Raw genomic sequence first — 16,656 nt, 5'->3', positions numbered from 1 at the left:
TCCTCGCTGCCTTCACGTGCTGCACCCGTGCGCTGTGGTCCAGCGCGGTGTCAGATCATCGCCGGGGGCCGCTCGGACGGCGGTACCGTGAGGTACCGCTGGAACGCCCGCTCAATGCGTGGGAAGGCGTCTTCCCAGGTCTTGCGCCAGGTGAACATGTGGCTCTCGCCGGGGTAATGAACCACGGCGAAATCCTTGCCGTGCTCAACACAGTCGCGGATGATCGCGTCGATCTGGGCGTAGTCAACTGCTTCGTCGGCGGTGCCCATAAGGTTGAGCAGCGGGCGCGTCATCTGCTGGACGAAGTTGCGGGGCGACGCCTGATACCAGGCCTCGGCGTTGTGCTCGCCCTTGGGGCCACCCAGGCGGGCAAGACCGTGCCAGCGGCTGCCTGGACTGACCTCCTCGCGCGACTGGTTGTACTGCTCGTAGTCCCAGATCCCGGCGATGTTGATCCCCAGCGCAAACACCTCCGGATACTTGGTCAACGCACCCAGGGTCAGATAGCCGCCATAGCTCAGGCCGTAGACCGCGATCGACTCGGGGTCGACGTAACCAAGGCTCGCCAGATAGCGAGCCCCAGCCACCACGTCGGCCAGGTCGCCCTGGCACATGCTGAGGTAGGTTGCCTGCTCATACTCGCGCCCGTAGCCGATGCTGCCCCGGTAGTCGACGGAGAGGATGACGTAACCCCGATGGAGCAGGTACTGGTGGAAGGAGTAGAACATGGCGTAGGAGCGCATGGGGTGCCAGCCGTAACGCATCTGCCGCGCCATACCCCCATGAACCCAGACGATGGCCGGATACCGCCGCTCGGGGTCGAAGCCCTTCGGAAGGAACAGATCGGCATGGACCGCGAGGCCGTCTTCGCTCGGATAGGTGATGTGCGTCGGCAGCGTGATCTTCTCCGAGGTCAGCGTCTCCGGCATTGAGTGGGAGATCTGACGTCGCTCGCCGCTTGTCGGGTCGACGACCCAGATGTCCGGGCTTTCATACGGTCCGCAGTGCACAAAGGCGATGAAACGGCCGTCCGGCGACCAGGCGGCGCAGGAGTCGGTGCCGGGGCCCGGGGTGAGGAGCGTCGACTCACCGCTCGCCACGTCGACGAGCCACAGCCGGCGCTGGTTCAGGTCCGTGTCCCGGTTGCTGGAGTAGACGATCCTGGCACCGTCGGGCGAGAAGGCGTAGGAGTCTCCCGCGTGCCCGGTGTCGTCGCACTCGCCGTCGGTGAGCTGGCGCAGTTCTCCCGTGCTCAGATCACGGTAGAAGAGGTGCGGCCAGTTTCCAGGCGTGAGCACGTAGGCGATCCCTGCGCCGGCAGGATGCACCACTGGCGGGAGTTCTCCCTTTAGGCCGCGCTCGCTCTCCTCGCGGGCCAACTCCTCCTCGGCGCCGGTCTCGACATCGATGAGTCGGTGGACCCGGACGCGGCTGCTGGGGTCGATGGCGGTGTAGTGCAGTCGGCGGTCGTCGACCCACGCGAAGGCGACCTCGTTGTCCGGCGTCTCGGTGCGCCACAGTGCCGTCCCGTCCGCCGTGAGCACTACCAGGTCGCGCTGGGATCCGTCGAGGATGCGGACCGCCAGGCGGGCGCCGCTGGGTGACCAGCGGATGCTCGTCGTGTCGCCGTAGCCGGACACGATCTTACCCGGCAGGGGGAGCACCGAGACGCACGCGGTGCCGAGGTCATGGATCCACAGGGTGCCATCCCGCGCGAAGGCGAGCTGCTGTCCGCTTGGGGACCAGGTGGGCATCGCATCGGTACCGCCGCCCCGCGTCAACTGTGTGGGCTCGTCACCCGGTGCCGCAATCCAGATGTCGCCGCCCTGGGCGAAGGCGAGGCGCCCATCGGGGCCCCATTGGAAGCTGCTGACGCTCGTCTCGCCGCGCGAGACCTGTACCGGCCTGCCACCGTCGACACGCGCCGCCCAGAGATGAACCAACCCGCCATCGTCCCAGCGCCACGCCAGCCACGCGCCGTCGGGTGACCACGCGGCTGGGTCCGGGTGTTTGATCGAGAGCACTTCATCGAGGGTGAATTCGGGCGCGTCCGCCGGCAGCGCCCGCGTCCGGTCAGTCATTCTCGCCTGCCCTTCCCTTTCACTCGCGATCGCGTCCGCTGCACACCGACGACCGACGCTGGCTCCTGCCCGGGCGGCACCGGCAGCGGCTCATCCCGGCCGGAGGGGTCGATGTCGTGCGGAACGAGTCGGCCGTCCGGAGTGGGGGTGCAGCCTGGGGGTGAGGGTGACCGGGCGGGGCGCTGTGTGCCGCCCCACCCGGCTGGGAGCCGGAACGGGCTGGGCCCACCGGCCGCACGCGCGTCTCGCTACTTATCGAGCCAGGCGCGGGTCAGCCCCAGAACTCGCCCGTGCCATTCGAGATCGTAGTCCTTGAGGTATGGCTGAATGGCGTTGATCGTCTCCGGATGCCACAGCCAGACGGCCAACTGATTCTCCTGGTAGAGCATCTGCGCTTCTTTCCCCAGCTCCAAGCGCTTGTCAAGATCGACGGTCGCCAGCATCTCATCGTAGAGAGCCTGGAGCCGGTCGCTGAGCGCCTTCATCTCCGGATCGGTTGCTTTGCCGATCTGGTTGATGGTCCAGAAGGCATCCGGGTTCCAGCCCGCCTGAATACCCGTCACCGCGTTCCAGGTGCCGCCGAGCGACATGTAGGTGAGATTCCACTCACCCTTGTTCTCGCGCCAGTTGTCGAGGTAGGTGCCCCACTCGAACGATTGGATCGTCGAGGAGATACCGATCTCATTGAGCTGCTCCTGGAAGATTTGGGTGTAGAGCGTCCACTCCTCGGAGTCGCGGGTGATGATGTTGAGATGGAGCTTCTGCCCATCGCGCTCGCGGATCCCATCCGACCCGCGCACCCAGCCTGCCTCGTCGAGGATGCGCTCCGCTTCCTCCGGGTCGTACTCGATCATCGGCACGTCGGAGAAATCGTAGGGGCTGCCCGGCATGGCGCCGCCACGGGCCTTCACGGCATACCCGTACATGACCTTTTCGATGATCTCGTCGCGGTTGATGGCACGCGCGATCGCCTTGCGCACGGCGAGCTCGGACGTCGGTGGTTGGGTGACGTTGAGACTGATCAAGCGGATGCCCGGACTCAAGTGTGATTCCACGATCACGCCAAGTTGCTCGACAACCTCGACGTCCTTGGGATTGACCGCATAGACGACATCGACGGTCTTGGCCTGGAGGTTGTCGAGCTGGACGTTCATCTCGGGGATGATCTTGATCTGCACGCCGTCCAGCAGCGGCGCCCCGCCCCAGTAGTCGTCGTTGCGCACGTATTCGGCATGGCTGTCCGGTACGTACGACTTGAACTTGAACGGCCCGGTGCCCGTCGGCTCGGAGGCGTAGTCGTCGCCGAGGCGCTCATAGGCGGTCGGGCTGATCTGGATGGCGCCCCAGCCCGCGAGGTGGAGCAGCATCTCAATGTCCACGTTCTTCAGGGTGAAGTTGACGGTCGTGTCGTCTGGGGTCTCGATGGTGTCGATCACCGAGAACGCGGGATAGAACGCCGAATCGGGCTTGTTGATGTAGCGCTCGAAGTTGAACTTCACGGCAGCCGAGTTGAACGGCGTGCCGTCGTGGAACTTGACGTCGTCGCGCAACTTGAGCGAGTAGTTCAGGCCATCTGGCGATACCTCCCACGCGGTCGCCAGCATCGGGTGCAGGTTTTCCTCATTGTCCGCCTGGATAAGGCGATCGTAGAGGTAGTGCACGGCCTGCCACGTCACCCAATCCGACTTCGTCAGGTCCCACGAGGTCGGGCTGGCCGTGACGGGGATGACCGCGACGCCGCCCTTCTTCGGTTCGCCCGAACTGGTTCCAGGGGTCCCGCCGGTGGACGGGGCGGTGGTTGCGGTACTGTCGCCGGTGGAGCCGCCGGTATCCGGGGCGGTGGTCGCGGCGTCAGGATCGCCGCCGCAGGCGGCGAGGAGTCCTGCCACCACGGGTAGAGCTGCCCCCGCCATCACGGCCTGCCGCAGGAGCATGCGGCGGCTACTGCGGGTACTCAAGATGGACTCACCTCGATCGTGGAGCGTGGACGCCGAACTCATCGTTGTTCCTCCTCACAATCCCTGAACGCATGGATGGGAAATGCCGACCCCCGCGCGGCATCAGCCCATCGCTCCGGCCGCCGATCCACTTCCGATGTCTTCCCCCTCCATTCCGCCGCCGGCCGCGGCCGCAGGCTCAGCGCGAGCGTCGCGTGCTGTGGCCCTAGTTGAGGTGCGGATCCAGCGCGTCGCGCAGCGCGTCGCCGACGATATTGAGTGCCAGGACTGTCAGCAGGATCATCAGACCCGGGAAGAGCACGAGGTGGGAAGCGTTCCGCATGTAGTTGCGCCCGGTGCTCAGCATCGCGCCCCATTCGGGGGTCGGCGGCTGCACGCCGACGCCGAGGAAGCCCAAGGCAGCAGCGGTGAGGAGCGATCCCGCGACGCCGAGCGTGCTATAGACGATGATCGGGGCCGCGGTGTTCGGCAGCAGATGGCGGAACATGATTCGGCTTCGGGTCGCGCCGATGGCGCGCGCGGCGTCCACGAAGTCGCGCTCCCGCAGGGAGAGCACGCTTGCGCGTACGATCCGCGACAGCGTCGGCGTGCCCCACACCGTCAAGGCGATGATGATGTTGAGCAGGCTCGGCCCGACGACTGCCACGATGAAGATGGCGAGCAGGATGCCGGGGAAGGCGTACATGATGTCGACGATGCGCATGGCGATTTGGTCGAACCAGCCGCCGAAGAACCCTGACAACAGCCCGATGATCGTGCCCAGTACCACGCCGCCGATCGTTCCAATCACGCCGATGAAGAGTGAGATGCGGGCGCCGTAGATCAGGCGCGACAGTTCATCCCGGCCGGTCTCGTCGGTGCCGAGCCAGTGCTCGGCAGACGGCCCCTCCAGCCGGTCCATGAGGCTTTGCTTGTTCGGCGGATAGGGGGCAACGATTGGGGCGGCCGCCGCGAGCAGCATCAGTATCAGCAGGTAGATCGCGCTGGCGGTCGCCAGGCGGTTCCGCTTCATCTCGCGCAACAGACGGCGACGGCCGGTCAATACCGTGCGTTGGGCCTCGCCTATCCCCGCCAGTGCCACGGCACCGCGCTGCTCATGCCCTTGATTCATCACCGGTTGGGTTGCCACCGAGCACTCCTCCTGCACCGCGGATGAACTCCGCGCCGGATCAGCCCCCTTGATCTTCCTCAGTCGTAACGGATGCGGGGATCCACATAGACGAGGATCAGGTCGGAGATGAGGTTGGCGAGGACGAAGGAGATTGCCACCAGCAGGACCGTCGCCTGCACGACCGGATAATCACGCCCGTTGATACCGCTGATCAGGTAGCGCCCGATCCCCGGCCAGCCGAACACCGTCTCGACGATGACGGTGCCGCTCAAGATGCGGCCGAAGCTGAGCCCAAGCAGCGTGACGATCGTCGGTAGCGCCGTGCGGAGTGCGTGCTGGAGGATGACCACCGACTCACGCAGGCCCTTGGCGCGCGCGGTCCGGACGTAGTCGTTGTTGATGACCTCGAGCATGCTGGAGCGCGTGTAACGCGCGAGCGAGCCGGCTCCGCTGAGTCCCAGCACCAGGGCGGGCAGGACGATGTGCTTGAACCCCTCCACGGTGTAGATCGGTCCACCCCACCCCGACGGCGGGAACAGGCCCAGGTTCAATGAGAAGAAGAGGATCAGGATCAGCGCGAGCCAGAAGTCCGGGACCGACACGCCGAACAGGGCGCCCACCATCACGGTCCGGTCGATCCAGGTGCCGCGCCGGACCGCGGATATGACTCCGACCCCAATCCCCAGCACGGTTGAAAAAAGGAGCGCCAGAACCCCAAGCTGCAGCGTGTTGGGAATGCGTAGGAGAAGATCCTGGGCCACCACCGTGTTCTGGCGGATCGAGCGACCGAAGTCGCCGGTCATCATCTGCTTGACGAAGGCCACGTATTGCACGTGGAGCGGCTTGTCCAGCCCGTACTGGGCGCGGATCTGCGCCTTGAGCTCCTCGGTCGCCGGTCCTGGCGTGTCCGGCGGCACGAAGAGCGCGACCGGATCGCCCGGTACGATGCGCATCATGAAGAAGACCAAGGTGACGGCACCCAGGATGGTGGGAATCGCCAGGAGCAGGCGCTTGATCAGATACTGCTGCACAACCGCTGTTTTCCTTTTCCTCGCACGCCGCCGGTTGAGATACCTGCGGACGGACCGTACGGGTAACCGTCCCCTGCTCGGAGCGGCACTGACCACCGGTAATGCCTGCTAGCGCAGGCAACAGCATGCTGGTCGGCCACCCAGGGGGTGCGGATGGACGCGCAATCCCGTAGGATGCTGGCACGTGGCGGTGTCGCCTCGGTTCCCAATTCCTCCGATCCGATGCCGGACCGGCGGGCTAAGCCGAACGGTACTTACGAAAAGAGTGACCAAGTGTCCACTCGGCGTATCGCGTAGCAGGAGCACTCACGCCCGCGGTCAGTATTCAAGGGTCGATACAACTATTATAGCAGTATGAATGATATCTGGTACTGTGCCGAGAGTACCATCCGGCATGACGTCGTGTCAATACCGGCTGAAACGGCTAAGAAATGATTCATTCGCGCCGGATGAGGTCATGCCTTGCCCGGAACACATACCTTTCCTCTGGTTTGCTGTTGCTGGGTGAGCCCGCTCCGCCGGGGAGTTGCGGGTGCGGGCCGTTGGGGTGATACTGGCGGTACGCTGGGTATCAGTTGGAGGAACTGCCGGGGTGCGCCGGCCCGTCCGTCTCCGGAGGGCGGGAGTATCCCCGAACGACGGCCGCGGGAGGTGCGCGATGGAAGTCGTCAACCCGATTGTCCGCCGTTGGCAGCAGGAGGCGGCCGACGATTACGAAGGATTCTGGGCGCGCGCGGCTGAGCAGATACCCTGGTTCCGCACCTGGGACCAGGTGTTCGCCTGGGATCCGCCCGGCTTCCGCTGGTTCATCGGTGCAGAGACGAACCTGTGCTACAACACGCTCGACCATCACGTCCGGCGCGGCTGGGGCGGACACGCGGCGCTGGTGGCCGAGAACGAGCGCGGCGAGCGGCGCGTTCTGACCTACGCGCAGTTGCTGCACGAGGTGGAGCGTGTGGCGGCCGCCCTGCGTGGGCTGGGGGTGCGTCGGGGCGATCGGGTCGGTATCTACATGCCCACCTGCGCCGAGGCGATCATCGCGATGCTTGCCACCGCACGCATCGGCGCGATCCACCTGGTCGTCTTCGCCGGGTTCGGGAGCGGGGCGTTGGCCCAGCGGCTGCAGCTCGCCGGGGCGCGGGTCCTCCTGGCCGCCGATGTGACCTGGCGCAAGGGTCGCACTGTCCCGTTGAAGCCGATCGTGGACGCCGCGCTCGACACGCTCGACGGGCAGGTCGAGCGGGTGGTTGTGCTGCGGCGGACGGATGACTCCGCCATGCAGCCCGGGCGCGACCTCGACTGGGACGACTTCCTGGCGCTGGGAGCCGGGCAGAGCGCCGAGCACGAGGTGATGGAGGCGAACGAGCCGGCGTACATCCTGGCCACCTCGGGGACGACGGCCAGCCCGAAGCTCGCGGTGCACAGCCACGGGGCCTATCAGGTCGGCATCCACAGCACGGCGAACTGGTGCTTTGGGTTGAAGCCGACCGATGTGTGGTGGTCGACCTCCGACATCGGCTGGGTGGTCGGTCACAGCTTCATCGTTTACGCGCCGCTTCTGGTGGGTTGTACCACCATCGCCTACGAGGGCGCGCTGGACCACCCCGGCCCGGAGACCGTCTACCGGATCATCGAGGAGAATCGGGTCACCGGGATCTTCACCTCCCCCACCGCGGCCCGACTGCTGATGCGCTACGGTACCGAACCGGCGCGGGCGCACGACCTGTCGTCGGTCGAGCGGGTTTTCTGTGCCGGAGAGCTGCTCAACCCGCCCGCCTGGGAATGGTTGCAGAAGGAGGTCTTCCAGGACCGCGTCCCGGTGCTGGATCACTGGTGGCAGACCGAGACCGGTGGACCGGTGGTCGGCAACCCCTATGGGCTCGGCATCCTGCCGATCAAGCCCGGCTCGGCCGGCGTGCCGCTGCCCGGATTCGCACTCGCGGTGATGACGCCGGACGGGGAACGGTGCGGTCCGGGCGAGCAGGGGATCGTGGTCATCGAGCGGCCCTTCCCGGGGCTGACCCCGACGATCTGGGGCGATCCGGAGCGCTACGCCAATGAGTACTGGCGGCGCATTCCCGGGGTCTACTACACCGGCGACTCGGGCGCGATCGACGAGGACGGCTACGTCTGGTTCTCCGGCCGGGCCGACGAGATCATCAAGATCGCCGGGCACCGCATCGGCACGGCGGAGGTGGAGAGCGCCTTCCTGCGCCACCCGGCCGTCGCTGAGGCGGGGGTAACCGGGCGGCCGGATCCGGTCCGCGGCGAAGTCATCTCGGCCTTCATCGCGCTCAAGCCGGGCTGGCAGCCCTCGGAGTTGCTCAAGAGCGAGTTGATCGGCACCGTCCGCCAGGAGCTGGGGCCGGTGGCGGTCATCGGCGAACTGAACTTCGTCAGCATGCTGCCGAAGACGCGCAGCGGGAAGATCATGCGCCGTGTCTTCCGGGCGGTCATTTTGAACCAGGACCCCGGCGACGTCTCGACCATCGAAGACGAGGCCTCGGTCGAGGAAGCTCGCGCCGCCTGGCGTCGGATGCGGGCGGAAATCAAGGGCGGCGAAGGGAACGGCAGCGCGTCCTGAGCCGGATCGGGGGCGGGCGTCTCGCCTGACCCCGTTGCGCGAGAGTGGCCCTCACTCCCGACCCCTCTCCCAACCTTGGGAGAGGGGAGCTACGTACGAGGGCCGAGCAGGACGCCCGCGACCATCAGAGCCGGGAGCGGGCAAGAGGCCCGCGCTCCTGGGGAGCGGGGTGGGCGGCTCGCCCGTGCTAGAATCGCCGCGGCGGGGTGAGGTCCCGCTACGCGATGCTTCCTCGCGGCAGGACGCCGGTAGGCGAGCCGCCGTGCGGAAAGGGGGAGTGGCCCGCTGGGGCCGAACGACGATGATTCACCCACATGTCCTCTCGCTCATCGGGGAGACGCCGCTGGTCCGGTTGAACCGGGTGACGCAGGGGATTGCCACGCCCGTGGTCGCCAAGGTCGAGTTCGTCAACCCCGGCGGGAGCGTCAAGGATCGCATCGGCTTCCGCATGATTGAGGAGGCCGAGCGGCGCGGCTGGCTCAAGCCGGGCGGCACGATCGTCGAGCCGACCAGCGGTAACACGGGCGTGGGCCTGGCGATGGCGGCGGCTGTACGGGGCTACCGCTGCGTGTTCGTCATGCCGGACAAGGTGTCGCAGGAGAAGGTGGCGCTGCTGCGCGCCTACGGCGCCGAGGTGGTCACCACGCCGACCGCCGTGCCGCGCGAATCGCCCGAGAGCTACTACAGCGTAGCCGACCGGCTGACGCGCGAGATCCCCGGCGCGTTCCAGCCCAACCAGTACTTCAACCCGATTAACCCCCGCGCCCACTACGAGACGACCGGGCCGGAGATCTGGCGGCAGACCGAGGGCAAGGTTACCCACTTCGTGGCCGGTGTCGGCACCGGCGGGACCATCAGCGGCGTCGGCCGCTACCTGAAGGAGCAGAACCCGGACATCAAGATTATCGGCGCCGATCCCGAGGGATCGATCTACACCGACCCGGACAACATCCGGCCCTACAAGGTCGAGGGCATCGGGGAGGACTTCTGGCCGGGTACGTTCGACCGCGGGATCGTCGACGAGTTCATCCAGGTCAGTGACCGGAATTCGTTCCTCACCGCCCGCCGGGTGACGCGTGAGGAGGGCCTGCTGGTCGGCGGCTCGGGGGGTACGGCCGTCTGGGCGGCGCTGCAGGTTGCCGCCCGGCTGAACGACCCGTCGGCGCTGGTGGTCGTGCTCTTGCCCGACAGCGGGCGAGGCTATCTATCGAAGATCTACAACGACGACTGGATGCGGGAGAACGGCTTCCTCTCGCGCTTCGCGCACGGGTCGCGGGTGGCGGCCCTCCTGGCGCGTGAGGTGGACGCGGAGATCCCCGCCGTGGTCGCGGCGACGGTCGATCAGACCGTCGAGGAGGCGATCGACCTGCTGCGGCGCTACCGCATCTCGCAGATGCCGGTGGTGCGGGCCGGCGGCAACGGGGACGGCCGGATCGAGGTCCACAGTGTGGTCGGCAGCTTGCAAGAGCGAACGCTGCTCGACCACGTCTTCCGCCGCCCGGAGGCGATCCGCGAGCCGGTCAGTACGGTGATGGACCCGCCCTTCGCGCTGGTGGATGTCAAGGAAGAGGTCGAGCGCGTGTTCCCGCTCCTGGCGGCCGGTTCCCCGGCGGTCCTGGTGCAGGAGGAGGGGGTGCTGGTCGGTATCATCACCCGCGCCGACCTGCTGGACTTCGTAGCGCACCAGAAGAACGGCGGGTAAGGGGAACGGCCCTCGCTCCGTTCCGTCCCCCACGCTTTGGCTCCATTCTGGGTAGGCTCGCGGGAGGGGACGTATACGGGGCAACGCATTACGCACAACAGGGGGTGAGGGGGCGTCCCCGTACCACACGAAAGGACACGAATGCATATGGCGACGGATGAGACGACGCCGCGATTCGAGACCCTTGCCATTCACGCGGGGCAGGACCCGGACCCGGCGACCGGGGCGGTGATCGTGCCGATCTACCAGACCTCCACCTTCGCCCAGGAGGAGGTCGGCAAGCACAAGGGGTTCGAGTACGGCCGCACCGACAACCCGACCCGCAGCGCGTTGCAAACGGCACTCGCCGCGCTGGAGCAGGCCGACTGGGGGCTGTGCTACGCCTCCGGCCTGGCGGCAACCCAGAACACCTGGTACCTGCTCAACCCCGGCGACCACTTGATCCTGTCCGACGACGCCTACGGCGGCACCTACCGCCTGGCGGCGAGGGTCGCCTCCCGCTACGGCATCACCTTCTCGATGGTCGACCTGACCGACCTAGACGCGGTGGCGGGCGCCATCCAGCCGAACACGCGCATGATCTGGGTCGAGACGCCGACCAACCCGTACCTCAAGATCGTCGACATCGCCGGGATTCGGGAGGTGATCGGTGACCGGCCCATCTGGCTGGTGGTCGACAACACCTTCGCCTCGCCGTACCTGCAGCAGCCGCTGACGTTGGGCGCCGACCTGGTGCTCCACAGCACCACCAAGTACCTGGGCGGGCACAGCGACGTGATCGGTGGCGCGGTGTTGGGGAACGACCCCGAGATCTACGAAACGCTGAAGTTCCACCAGAACGCGGCGGGCGCGGTGCCCGGCCCGTTCGACTGCTGGCTGGTGCTGCGCGGGATCAAGACGCTGTCGGTGCGCATGCGCGAGCACAGCGCCAACGGCAAGGCCATCGCCGAGATGCTGCGCGAGCACCCGGCGGTTGAGCAGGTCTTCTACCCCGGCCTGCCGGATCACCCGGGTCACATGGTGGCGCGGCGGCAGATGCCGCGCGGCTTCGGTGGCATGGTGTCCTTCACCGTGCGGGGAGGCTACGAAGCGGCGCGAACCGTCGTCAGTCGCACGCGTCTCTTCACCCTGGCTGAGAGCCTGGGGGGTGTCGAGTCGCTCATCGAGCACCCGGGACAGATGACGCACGCCAGCCTGGCCGGCTCCGGCTTCGAGGTGGCGCCGAACCTGATCCGGCTTTCGGTCGGGATCGAGCACGTTGACGACCTGATCGCCGACCTCCGCGAGGCCCTGTCCGCGGTCGTCCCGGCGAGCGTGCCCGGGAACTAGCGGTAGGGGCCGCGGCCGACGCACCGGGATGAGGCGCGGTGCCCGTTCACTGCGCGTGATGATTCGGACGGGTGGTGCGAGGGTCCCCGCGGTGTGGCGCGGGCTTGGTTGGTGCAAGGATCTCCGGCCGTGACATGAGCCCGGGGCTAAAGCCGCCGGGCTCACAACGAAAGCCCGCTGAAGCGGGCTGAAGGCAGTGAGCCGGACGGGTGGTGAGAGGATCCCGGCGCCCGGTGTGTGCCCGGGGCTAAAGCCGCCGGGCTGACAAGGAAAGCCCGCTCAAGCGGGCTGGGGTGGGACAGGCCTCACGCCTCGGCATGGGGTCCCACCGCCCGGCATGTGCCCGGGGCTAAAGCCGCCGGGCTGACAACGAAAAGCCCACCGAAGGGGCTGGGGACGCTGGGTTCGGTCGGTGGCCGGATCCAATACGCTGAGATGTCGCCATCGCAGCCCCTTCAGTGGGCTTACCAAACTATCAGCCCGGCGGCTTTAGCTCCGGGCACGGGCCGGCAATGATGCTCCGCTCACCAGCCCGCTAGACTTCGTCGTCGTTCCCAGCCGGCTTCAGCCGGCTTTCCTTGTCAGCCCGGCGGCTTTAGCCCCGGGCACGTGCCGACCACCTACACCCAAATTAATTCGTCAAACTCCATTACCCCCTGGCACGTGCCGACCGCGTACATCCGTGAAATTCGTCGAATTCCATCACCCCCGGGCACATGCCGTCCTGAATTCTTCTACGTCGGCCGGTACTCGCCCCAGACTTCGCGGAGGCGGCCGCAGATTTCGCCGACGGTGGCGCCGGCGAGGAGGGCGGCCTTCATCGGGGGGAGGAGGTTGTCGGTGCCGCGCGCTGCGGCTTCCACCTCGTCGAGCGCGGCGGCGACGCGCGCTCGGTCCTGGCGCTCGCGGTAGGCGATGACGCGCTTGATCTGCCGCTGCACCGACTCCTCGTCGATGCGCATGATCGGCACCGAGATGTCTTCCTCGACACGGTACTTGTTCACTCCGACGACGGTGCGCTCGCCGGATGCGACGGCCAGCTCCCACTGGTAGGCGCTGTCGGCGATCTGGTCCTGGATGAAGCCGGACTCGATGGCCGCGACCGCGCCGCCCCGCTCTTCGACCTCGTCGATCAAGGCCCAGGCGCGCTGCTCCAGCTCGTCGGTCAGGGTCTCGACGAAGTAGCTGCCGCCCAAGGGATCGGCGGTGTCGGCGACGCCCGTCTCCTCGCTGATGATCTGCTGGGTGCGCAGGGCGAGGGTGGCCGCCTCCTCGGTCGGGAGGGCGAGGGCCTCGTCGAAGCCGTTGGTGTGGAGGCTCTGTGTGCCGCCGAGCACGGCGGCCAGGGCCTGAAAGGCGACGCGCACCACGTTGTTGAGCGGCTGCTGGGCGGTGAGGGTGCAGCCGCCGGTCTGGGTGTGGAAGCGGAGCATCCAGGAGCGGGGGTTCTTGGCACCGAAGCGCTCGCGCATGATTTTCGCCCACATGCGCCGGGCGGCGCGGAACTTGGCGATCTCCTCGAAGAAGGTGCTGTGGGCCGCGAAGAAGAAGCTGAGGCGCGGCGCGAAGTCGTCCAGGTCCAGCCCCGCGTCAAGCGCCGCCTGGACGTAGGCGATGCCGTTGGCGAGGGTGAAGGCGATCTCCTGCACCGCCGTCGCACCCGCCTCGCGGATGTGGTAGCCGCTGATGCTGATCGTGTTCCAGTTGGGCAGGTGCTCACGGCAGTAGGCGAAGGTGTCGGTGACCAGGCGCATCGATGGCCGGGGCGGGAAGATGTACGTCCCACGGGCGGCGTACTCCTTGAGGATGTCGTTCTGGATCGTGCCGCCCAGCTTCGCCGGGTCCACCCCCTGCTCCTCGGCGACGATCTGGTACAGGAGCAGCAAGAGCGAGGCGGGGGCGTTGATCGTCATGGAGGTGGTGACTGAGGACAGGTCGATCCCGTCGAACAGCCGCCGCATGTCGTCGAGCGTGCTGATGGCGACCCCGACGCGACCGACTTCGGCCCGCGCCGCCGGGTGGTCGGAGTCGTAGCCGAGCTGCGTCGGCAGGTCGAAGGCGACGCTCAGCCCGGTCTGCCCGCGTTCCAGGAGGAGCCGGAAGCGGCGGTTGGTCTCCTCGGCCGAGGAGAAGCCGGCGTACTGGCGCATCGTCCAGCGGCGTCCCCGGTACATCGTCGGGTAGATGCCGCGCGTGAACGGGTACTCGCCCGGATCCGGCTCAGGTGGGCGTTCCGTCGCGCGGTAGACCGGTTGGATGACGATGCCGGAGTCGGTCACGACCTCCCGGCGCCCCTTCTCGGCCATCGGATGCTCCTCTGTGCGTCATGCGTCACGCGTCATGCGTCATCACTGGTCCCGACTGCGTGCTGCGTATTCGGTGGCGCGATCAGCGGTTGCGGAGCAAAGGCAATGCATCACGGAACACGCACCACGCATGACGTATGACGCCTGACGCGTGACGCGTGACGCGTGACGCGTGACGTCTTACTCCACCTCCACCAACTCCACCAGCACGCCGCCGCAGGAGCGGGGGTGGAGGAAGGCGATGCGCCAGTCGTGGATGCCCCGCCGGGGCTCGGCGTCGATGAGCTCGATCCCGGCCTCAGCCAGCCGGCGCAGCGTCCCGCGCAGATCGCGCACGCCGAAGGCCACGTGGTGCATCCCTTCGCCGCGCGCCGCCAGGAAGCGTGCCACGCCGGTGTCGGGGACGGTCGGCGTGAGCAATTCGATGTGGCCCGGCCCGGCGTGGAAGGAGGCGACCCGCACGCCTTGATCGGGAACGTCGAACACCTCGGGCTCACCGAAGCCGAGTGTTCGGTAGCGTGCGACTGCCGCCTCCAGGTCGTGCACGACGATGCCGACGTGGTGGAGGGCCGGTTGCCCGAGCGCCTCCGGGATCATGACCACCTACCTTCGCTGTGGCACCCCGGAGCGGCGCACCGGCACGTTCGCCGTCAAGCTCTCGCCGCGCTCACCCCGGGTGATGTGGATCTGCAGGGCGTCGGCGTCGATGTCGAGGTGGCGCGAGAGGATCTTGACGATGTCCTGGCGGATGGCCTCCATCGCGGCCGGCGTCAACTTGACGTGGTCCTGGATCAGGACCTCGACAAGCCGCTGCTTGGCCACACTGGCGCTCGCGGGTTGGGACGGTCGCGATGCCTGGCGGCGGCCAAACAACGTGTCGAACAGGCCCATCAGCCCCCTCCTCCCCGAACCGCGACGCCACCCTGGTTCCCGCCGCCTAAGCCGATCGCTCGGAGGAAGCGGCGGAAGGCGCCGTCCGGCTCTTCCATCACCATCAGCGGCACATCCTGCCCAGTCAGCCGCGCGGCGATGTTGCGAAATGCCTGCCCAGCACGCGAGCGGGGATCGAGCGCGGCCGGCTCGCCCCGGTTGGTGGAGGTCACGATCGTCTCGTCGTCCGGCACGATCCCCAGGAGGGGAATCGAGAGGATGTCGGTGACATCCTCGACGCTCATCATGTCGCCCCGCCGCACCAGCATCAGGTTCAGGCGGTTGACGATGAGCCGCGGCGTCGGCAATTCCGCCGCTTCCACCAGGCCGATGATCCGATCGGCGTCGCGTACCGACGACACCTCCGGGTTCGTCACCACCACGACCTCGTCCGCGCCCGCGATCGAGTTGCGGAAGCCCTGCTCGATCCCGGCCGGGGAGTCGATCAGGATGAAGTCGAATTGCCGCCGCAGCTCATCGCACAGCGCCTTCATCTGCTGCGGCGAGACCGCTTCCTTCTCACGCGTCTGTGCTGCCGGGATCAGGTGCAGGCTGTTGAGCCGCTTATCGCGGATCATCGCCTGCCGTAACCGGCAGTTGCCCTCAACGACGTCGACCAGATCGTAGACGATCCGGTTCTCCAGGCCAAGCACGATGTCGAGGTTGCGCAGGCCGATGTCGGCGTCGATCAGGACGACCGACTTGCCGAGGGCCGCCAGCGCGGCACCGACGTTGGCCGTCGTGGTGGTCTTGCCGACCCCGCCCTTCCCCGACGTGAATGTGATGACGCGTCCGAGGGTGGTCTGCTGCTGTTCCTCTCCCATAGTCCCCACCTTGTATCAGGCGGTCCGGTCCCGGTACGCCGGGCGCGGCTGCCTGCGCCCGGTACCCCCGCCTCAGCGGCTCAACCGGTCCGCCCGCCACGACTCGACGACGATCTCACCGTCCTGGATCCGAGCGAGCATCGGCCCCTCGGCCCGTGCGCCCTGCTCGTCGGGAGGGCGAGCAAAGATGCGACCGATGCGCAACTGCGTCGGCATCAATCGGAGGGCGCAGATGATGGCACCAGGATCGCCATCGATCCCGGCGTGGACCGTCCCGCGGATTGCCCCCCAGACGACGACGTCCCCGGCGGCATAGACCTCGGCGCCGGCGTTGACATCGCCCAGGATCACCACGTCGCCGTCACTCTGCACTGACGCTCCTGAGCGCAGGGTTCGGCGCACGTAGAGTGCGACCCGCTCCCCCTCCGCGGCTGCCGGGGCATCGCGGTCACCCCCCTCGTCGCGGCTGACGAGGCGCAGCGGGTGATAGCCCCAAGTGTGGAGCAACTCCCGGTGCGCGGGCACGCTGGCGGTGACGGTGCGCAGGGTGATTCCGCGCTCGGCCAGCAGCGCCCGCAGCGCGACGATCTCTTCCACGTTGGGGACCCGGGTGCCGTAGTCCAGCACGATCTCCGCCTGCCGGAAGAAGTCGCCCCCGCTGTCGATGTGGCTGCGCACCTGGCTGAGCAGGACCGGCAGCGGCACTTCGGGTGGCAACTGAATGACGAGGCCGTCCTGGGTGCCGCGCACCCGGACCTGTCCCGACTCGCTGCGGTGCGGCTCCGCCATCGGACCCCGCT

Annotated in this window: 12 protein-coding genes; 3 read left to right on the top strand and 9 right to left on the bottom strand. The window is 67.4% G+C overall.

The window, feature by feature from the left end; translation table 11 throughout:
- Nucleotides 1-50: 50 nt before the first annotated feature.
- The 4 genes from IRZ30_RS01810 to IRZ30_RS01795 all read right to left on the bottom strand — a co-directional run bounded on the left by IRZ30_RS01810 (nucleotide 51) and on the right by IRZ30_RS01795 (nucleotide 6,181).
- Nucleotides 51-2,081: a prolyl oligopeptidase family serine peptidase gene (locus IRZ30_RS01810; RefSeq protein WP_294082294.1), complete on the bottom strand. Its 2,031-nt coding sequence runs from the start codon at nucleotides 2,079-2,081 to the stop codon at nucleotides 51-53.
- A 248-nt stretch (nucleotides 2,082-2,329) separates the two neighbouring features.
- Nucleotides 2,330-4,081 carry an ABC transporter substrate-binding protein gene (locus IRZ30_RS01805; RefSeq protein WP_294082292.1) on the bottom strand — a complete coding sequence of 584 codons (1,752 nt, stop codon included), beginning with the start codon at nucleotides 4,079-4,081 and terminating at the stop codon, nucleotides 2,330-2,332.
- Between the two features lie 163 nt (nucleotides 4,082-4,244).
- A complete protein-coding gene (locus IRZ30_RS01800; protein ID WP_294082291.1) occupies nucleotides 4,245-5,168 on the bottom strand; it encodes an ABC transporter permease in 924 nt (307 codons plus the stop codon).
- 59 nt (nucleotides 5,169-5,227) lie between these two features.
- A complete protein-coding gene (locus tag IRZ30_RS01795; RefSeq protein WP_294082289.1) occupies nucleotides 5,228-6,181 on the bottom strand; it encodes an ABC transporter permease in 954 nt (317 codons plus the stop codon).
- Between the two features lie 658 nt (nucleotides 6,182-6,839).
- Here IRZ30_RS01795 and IRZ30_RS01790 point away from each other — a divergent pair.
- From IRZ30_RS01790 to IRZ30_RS01780, 3 genes are all read left to right on the top strand, one after another.
- Nucleotides 6,840-8,765, top strand: coding sequence for an acetate--CoA ligase (locus IRZ30_RS01790; protein ID WP_294082287.1), 1,926 nt, complete (start codon nucleotides 6,840-6,842; stop codon nucleotides 8,763-8,765).
- Between the two features lie 301 nt (nucleotides 8,766-9,066).
- A complete protein-coding gene (locus IRZ30_RS01785; protein WP_294082285.1) occupies nucleotides 9,067-10,467 on the top strand; it encodes a cystathionine beta-synthase in 1,401 nt (466 codons plus the stop codon).
- 141 nt (nucleotides 10,468-10,608) lie between these two features.
- Nucleotides 10,609-11,796: a cystathionine gamma-synthase gene (locus IRZ30_RS01780; protein WP_366945308.1), complete on the top strand. Its 1,188-nt coding sequence runs from the start codon at nucleotides 10,609-10,611 to the stop codon at nucleotides 11,794-11,796.
- A gap of 734 nt (nucleotides 11,797-12,530) precedes the next feature.
- Here the strand turns inward: IRZ30_RS01780 and IRZ30_RS01775 are convergent.
- From IRZ30_RS01775 to minC, 5 genes are all read right to left on the bottom strand, one after another.
- A complete protein-coding gene (locus tag IRZ30_RS01775; RefSeq protein WP_294082282.1) occupies nucleotides 12,531-14,102 on the bottom strand; it encodes a methylmalonyl-CoA mutase in 1,572 nt (523 codons plus the stop codon).
- A 180-nt stretch (nucleotides 14,103-14,282) separates the two neighbouring features.
- Nucleotides 14,283-14,699: a methylmalonyl-CoA epimerase gene (gene mce / locus IRZ30_RS01770; protein WP_294082280.1), complete on the bottom strand. Its 417-nt coding sequence runs from the start codon at nucleotides 14,697-14,699 to the stop codon at nucleotides 14,283-14,285.
- A gap of 6 nt (nucleotides 14,700-14,705) precedes the next feature.
- On the bottom strand, nucleotides 14,706-14,993 hold the full coding sequence (gene minE / locus IRZ30_RS01765) for a cell division topological specificity factor MinE (RefSeq protein WP_294082278.1): 288 nt from the start codon (nucleotides 14,991-14,993) through the stop codon (nucleotides 14,706-14,708).
- Complete coding sequence (gene minD / locus IRZ30_RS01760; protein WP_294082276.1) at nucleotides 14,993-15,856, bottom strand: septum site-determining protein MinD; 864 nt, start codon at nucleotides 15,854-15,856, stop codon at nucleotides 14,993-14,995. The genes minE and minD overlap by 1 nt, the downstream gene beginning before the upstream one ends.
- Before the next feature lie 72 nt (nucleotides 15,857-15,928).
- Nucleotides 15,929-16,645, bottom strand: a complete 717-nt coding sequence (gene minC / locus IRZ30_RS01755) for a septum site-determining protein MinC (protein ID WP_294082274.1) — start codon at nucleotides 16,643-16,645, stop codon at nucleotides 15,929-15,931.
- Nucleotides 16,646-16,656: the final 11 nt, after the last annotated feature.

The organism is Sphaerobacter sp. (genome assembly GCF_019683595.1).
In the GTDB taxonomy this organism is placed as follows: Bacteria; Chloroflexota; Chloroflexia; order Thermomicrobiales; family Thermomicrobiaceae; genus Sphaerobacter.
Note: the sequence above shows the minus strand (reverse complement) of the source record. Positions and strands in the feature narration are given on the sequence as shown.

Coding starts and splice junctions, on each gene's coding strand:
- IRZ30_RS01790 (WP_294082287.1), top strand. CDS start 6,840: ATGGAAGTCGTCAACCCGATTGTCCGCCGTTGGCAGCAGGAGGCGGCC.
- IRZ30_RS01805 (WP_294082292.1), bottom strand. CDS start 4,081: ATGAGTTCGGCGTCCACGCTCCACGATCGAGGTGAGTCCATCTTGAGT.
- minE (WP_294082278.1), bottom strand. CDS start 14,993: ATGGGCCTGTTCGACACGTTGTTTGGCCGCCGCCAGGCATCGCGACCG.
- IRZ30_RS01780 (WP_366945308.1), top strand. CDS start 10,609: ATGCATATGGCGACGGATGAGACGACGCCGCGATTCGAGACCCTTGCC.
- IRZ30_RS01775 (WP_294082282.1), bottom strand. CDS start 14,102: ATGGCCGAGAAGGGGCGCCGGGAGGTCGTGACCGACTCCGGCATCGTC.
- minC (WP_294082274.1), bottom strand. CDS start 16,645: ATGGCGGAGCCGCACCGCAGCGAGTCGGGACAGGTCCGGGTGCGCGGC.
- IRZ30_RS01810 (WP_294082294.1), bottom strand. CDS start 2,081: ATGACTGACCGGACGCGGGCGCTGCCGGCGGACGCGCCCGAATTCACC.
- IRZ30_RS01785 (WP_294082285.1), top strand. CDS start 9,067: ATGATTCACCCACATGTCCTCTCGCTCATCGGGGAGACGCCGCTGGTC.
- mce (WP_294082280.1), bottom strand. CDS start 14,699: ATGATCCCGGAGGCGCTCGGGCAACCGGCCCTCCACCACGTCGGCATC.
- minD (WP_294082276.1), bottom strand. CDS start 15,856: ATGGGAGAGGAACAGCAGCAGACCACCCTCGGACGCGTCATCACATTC.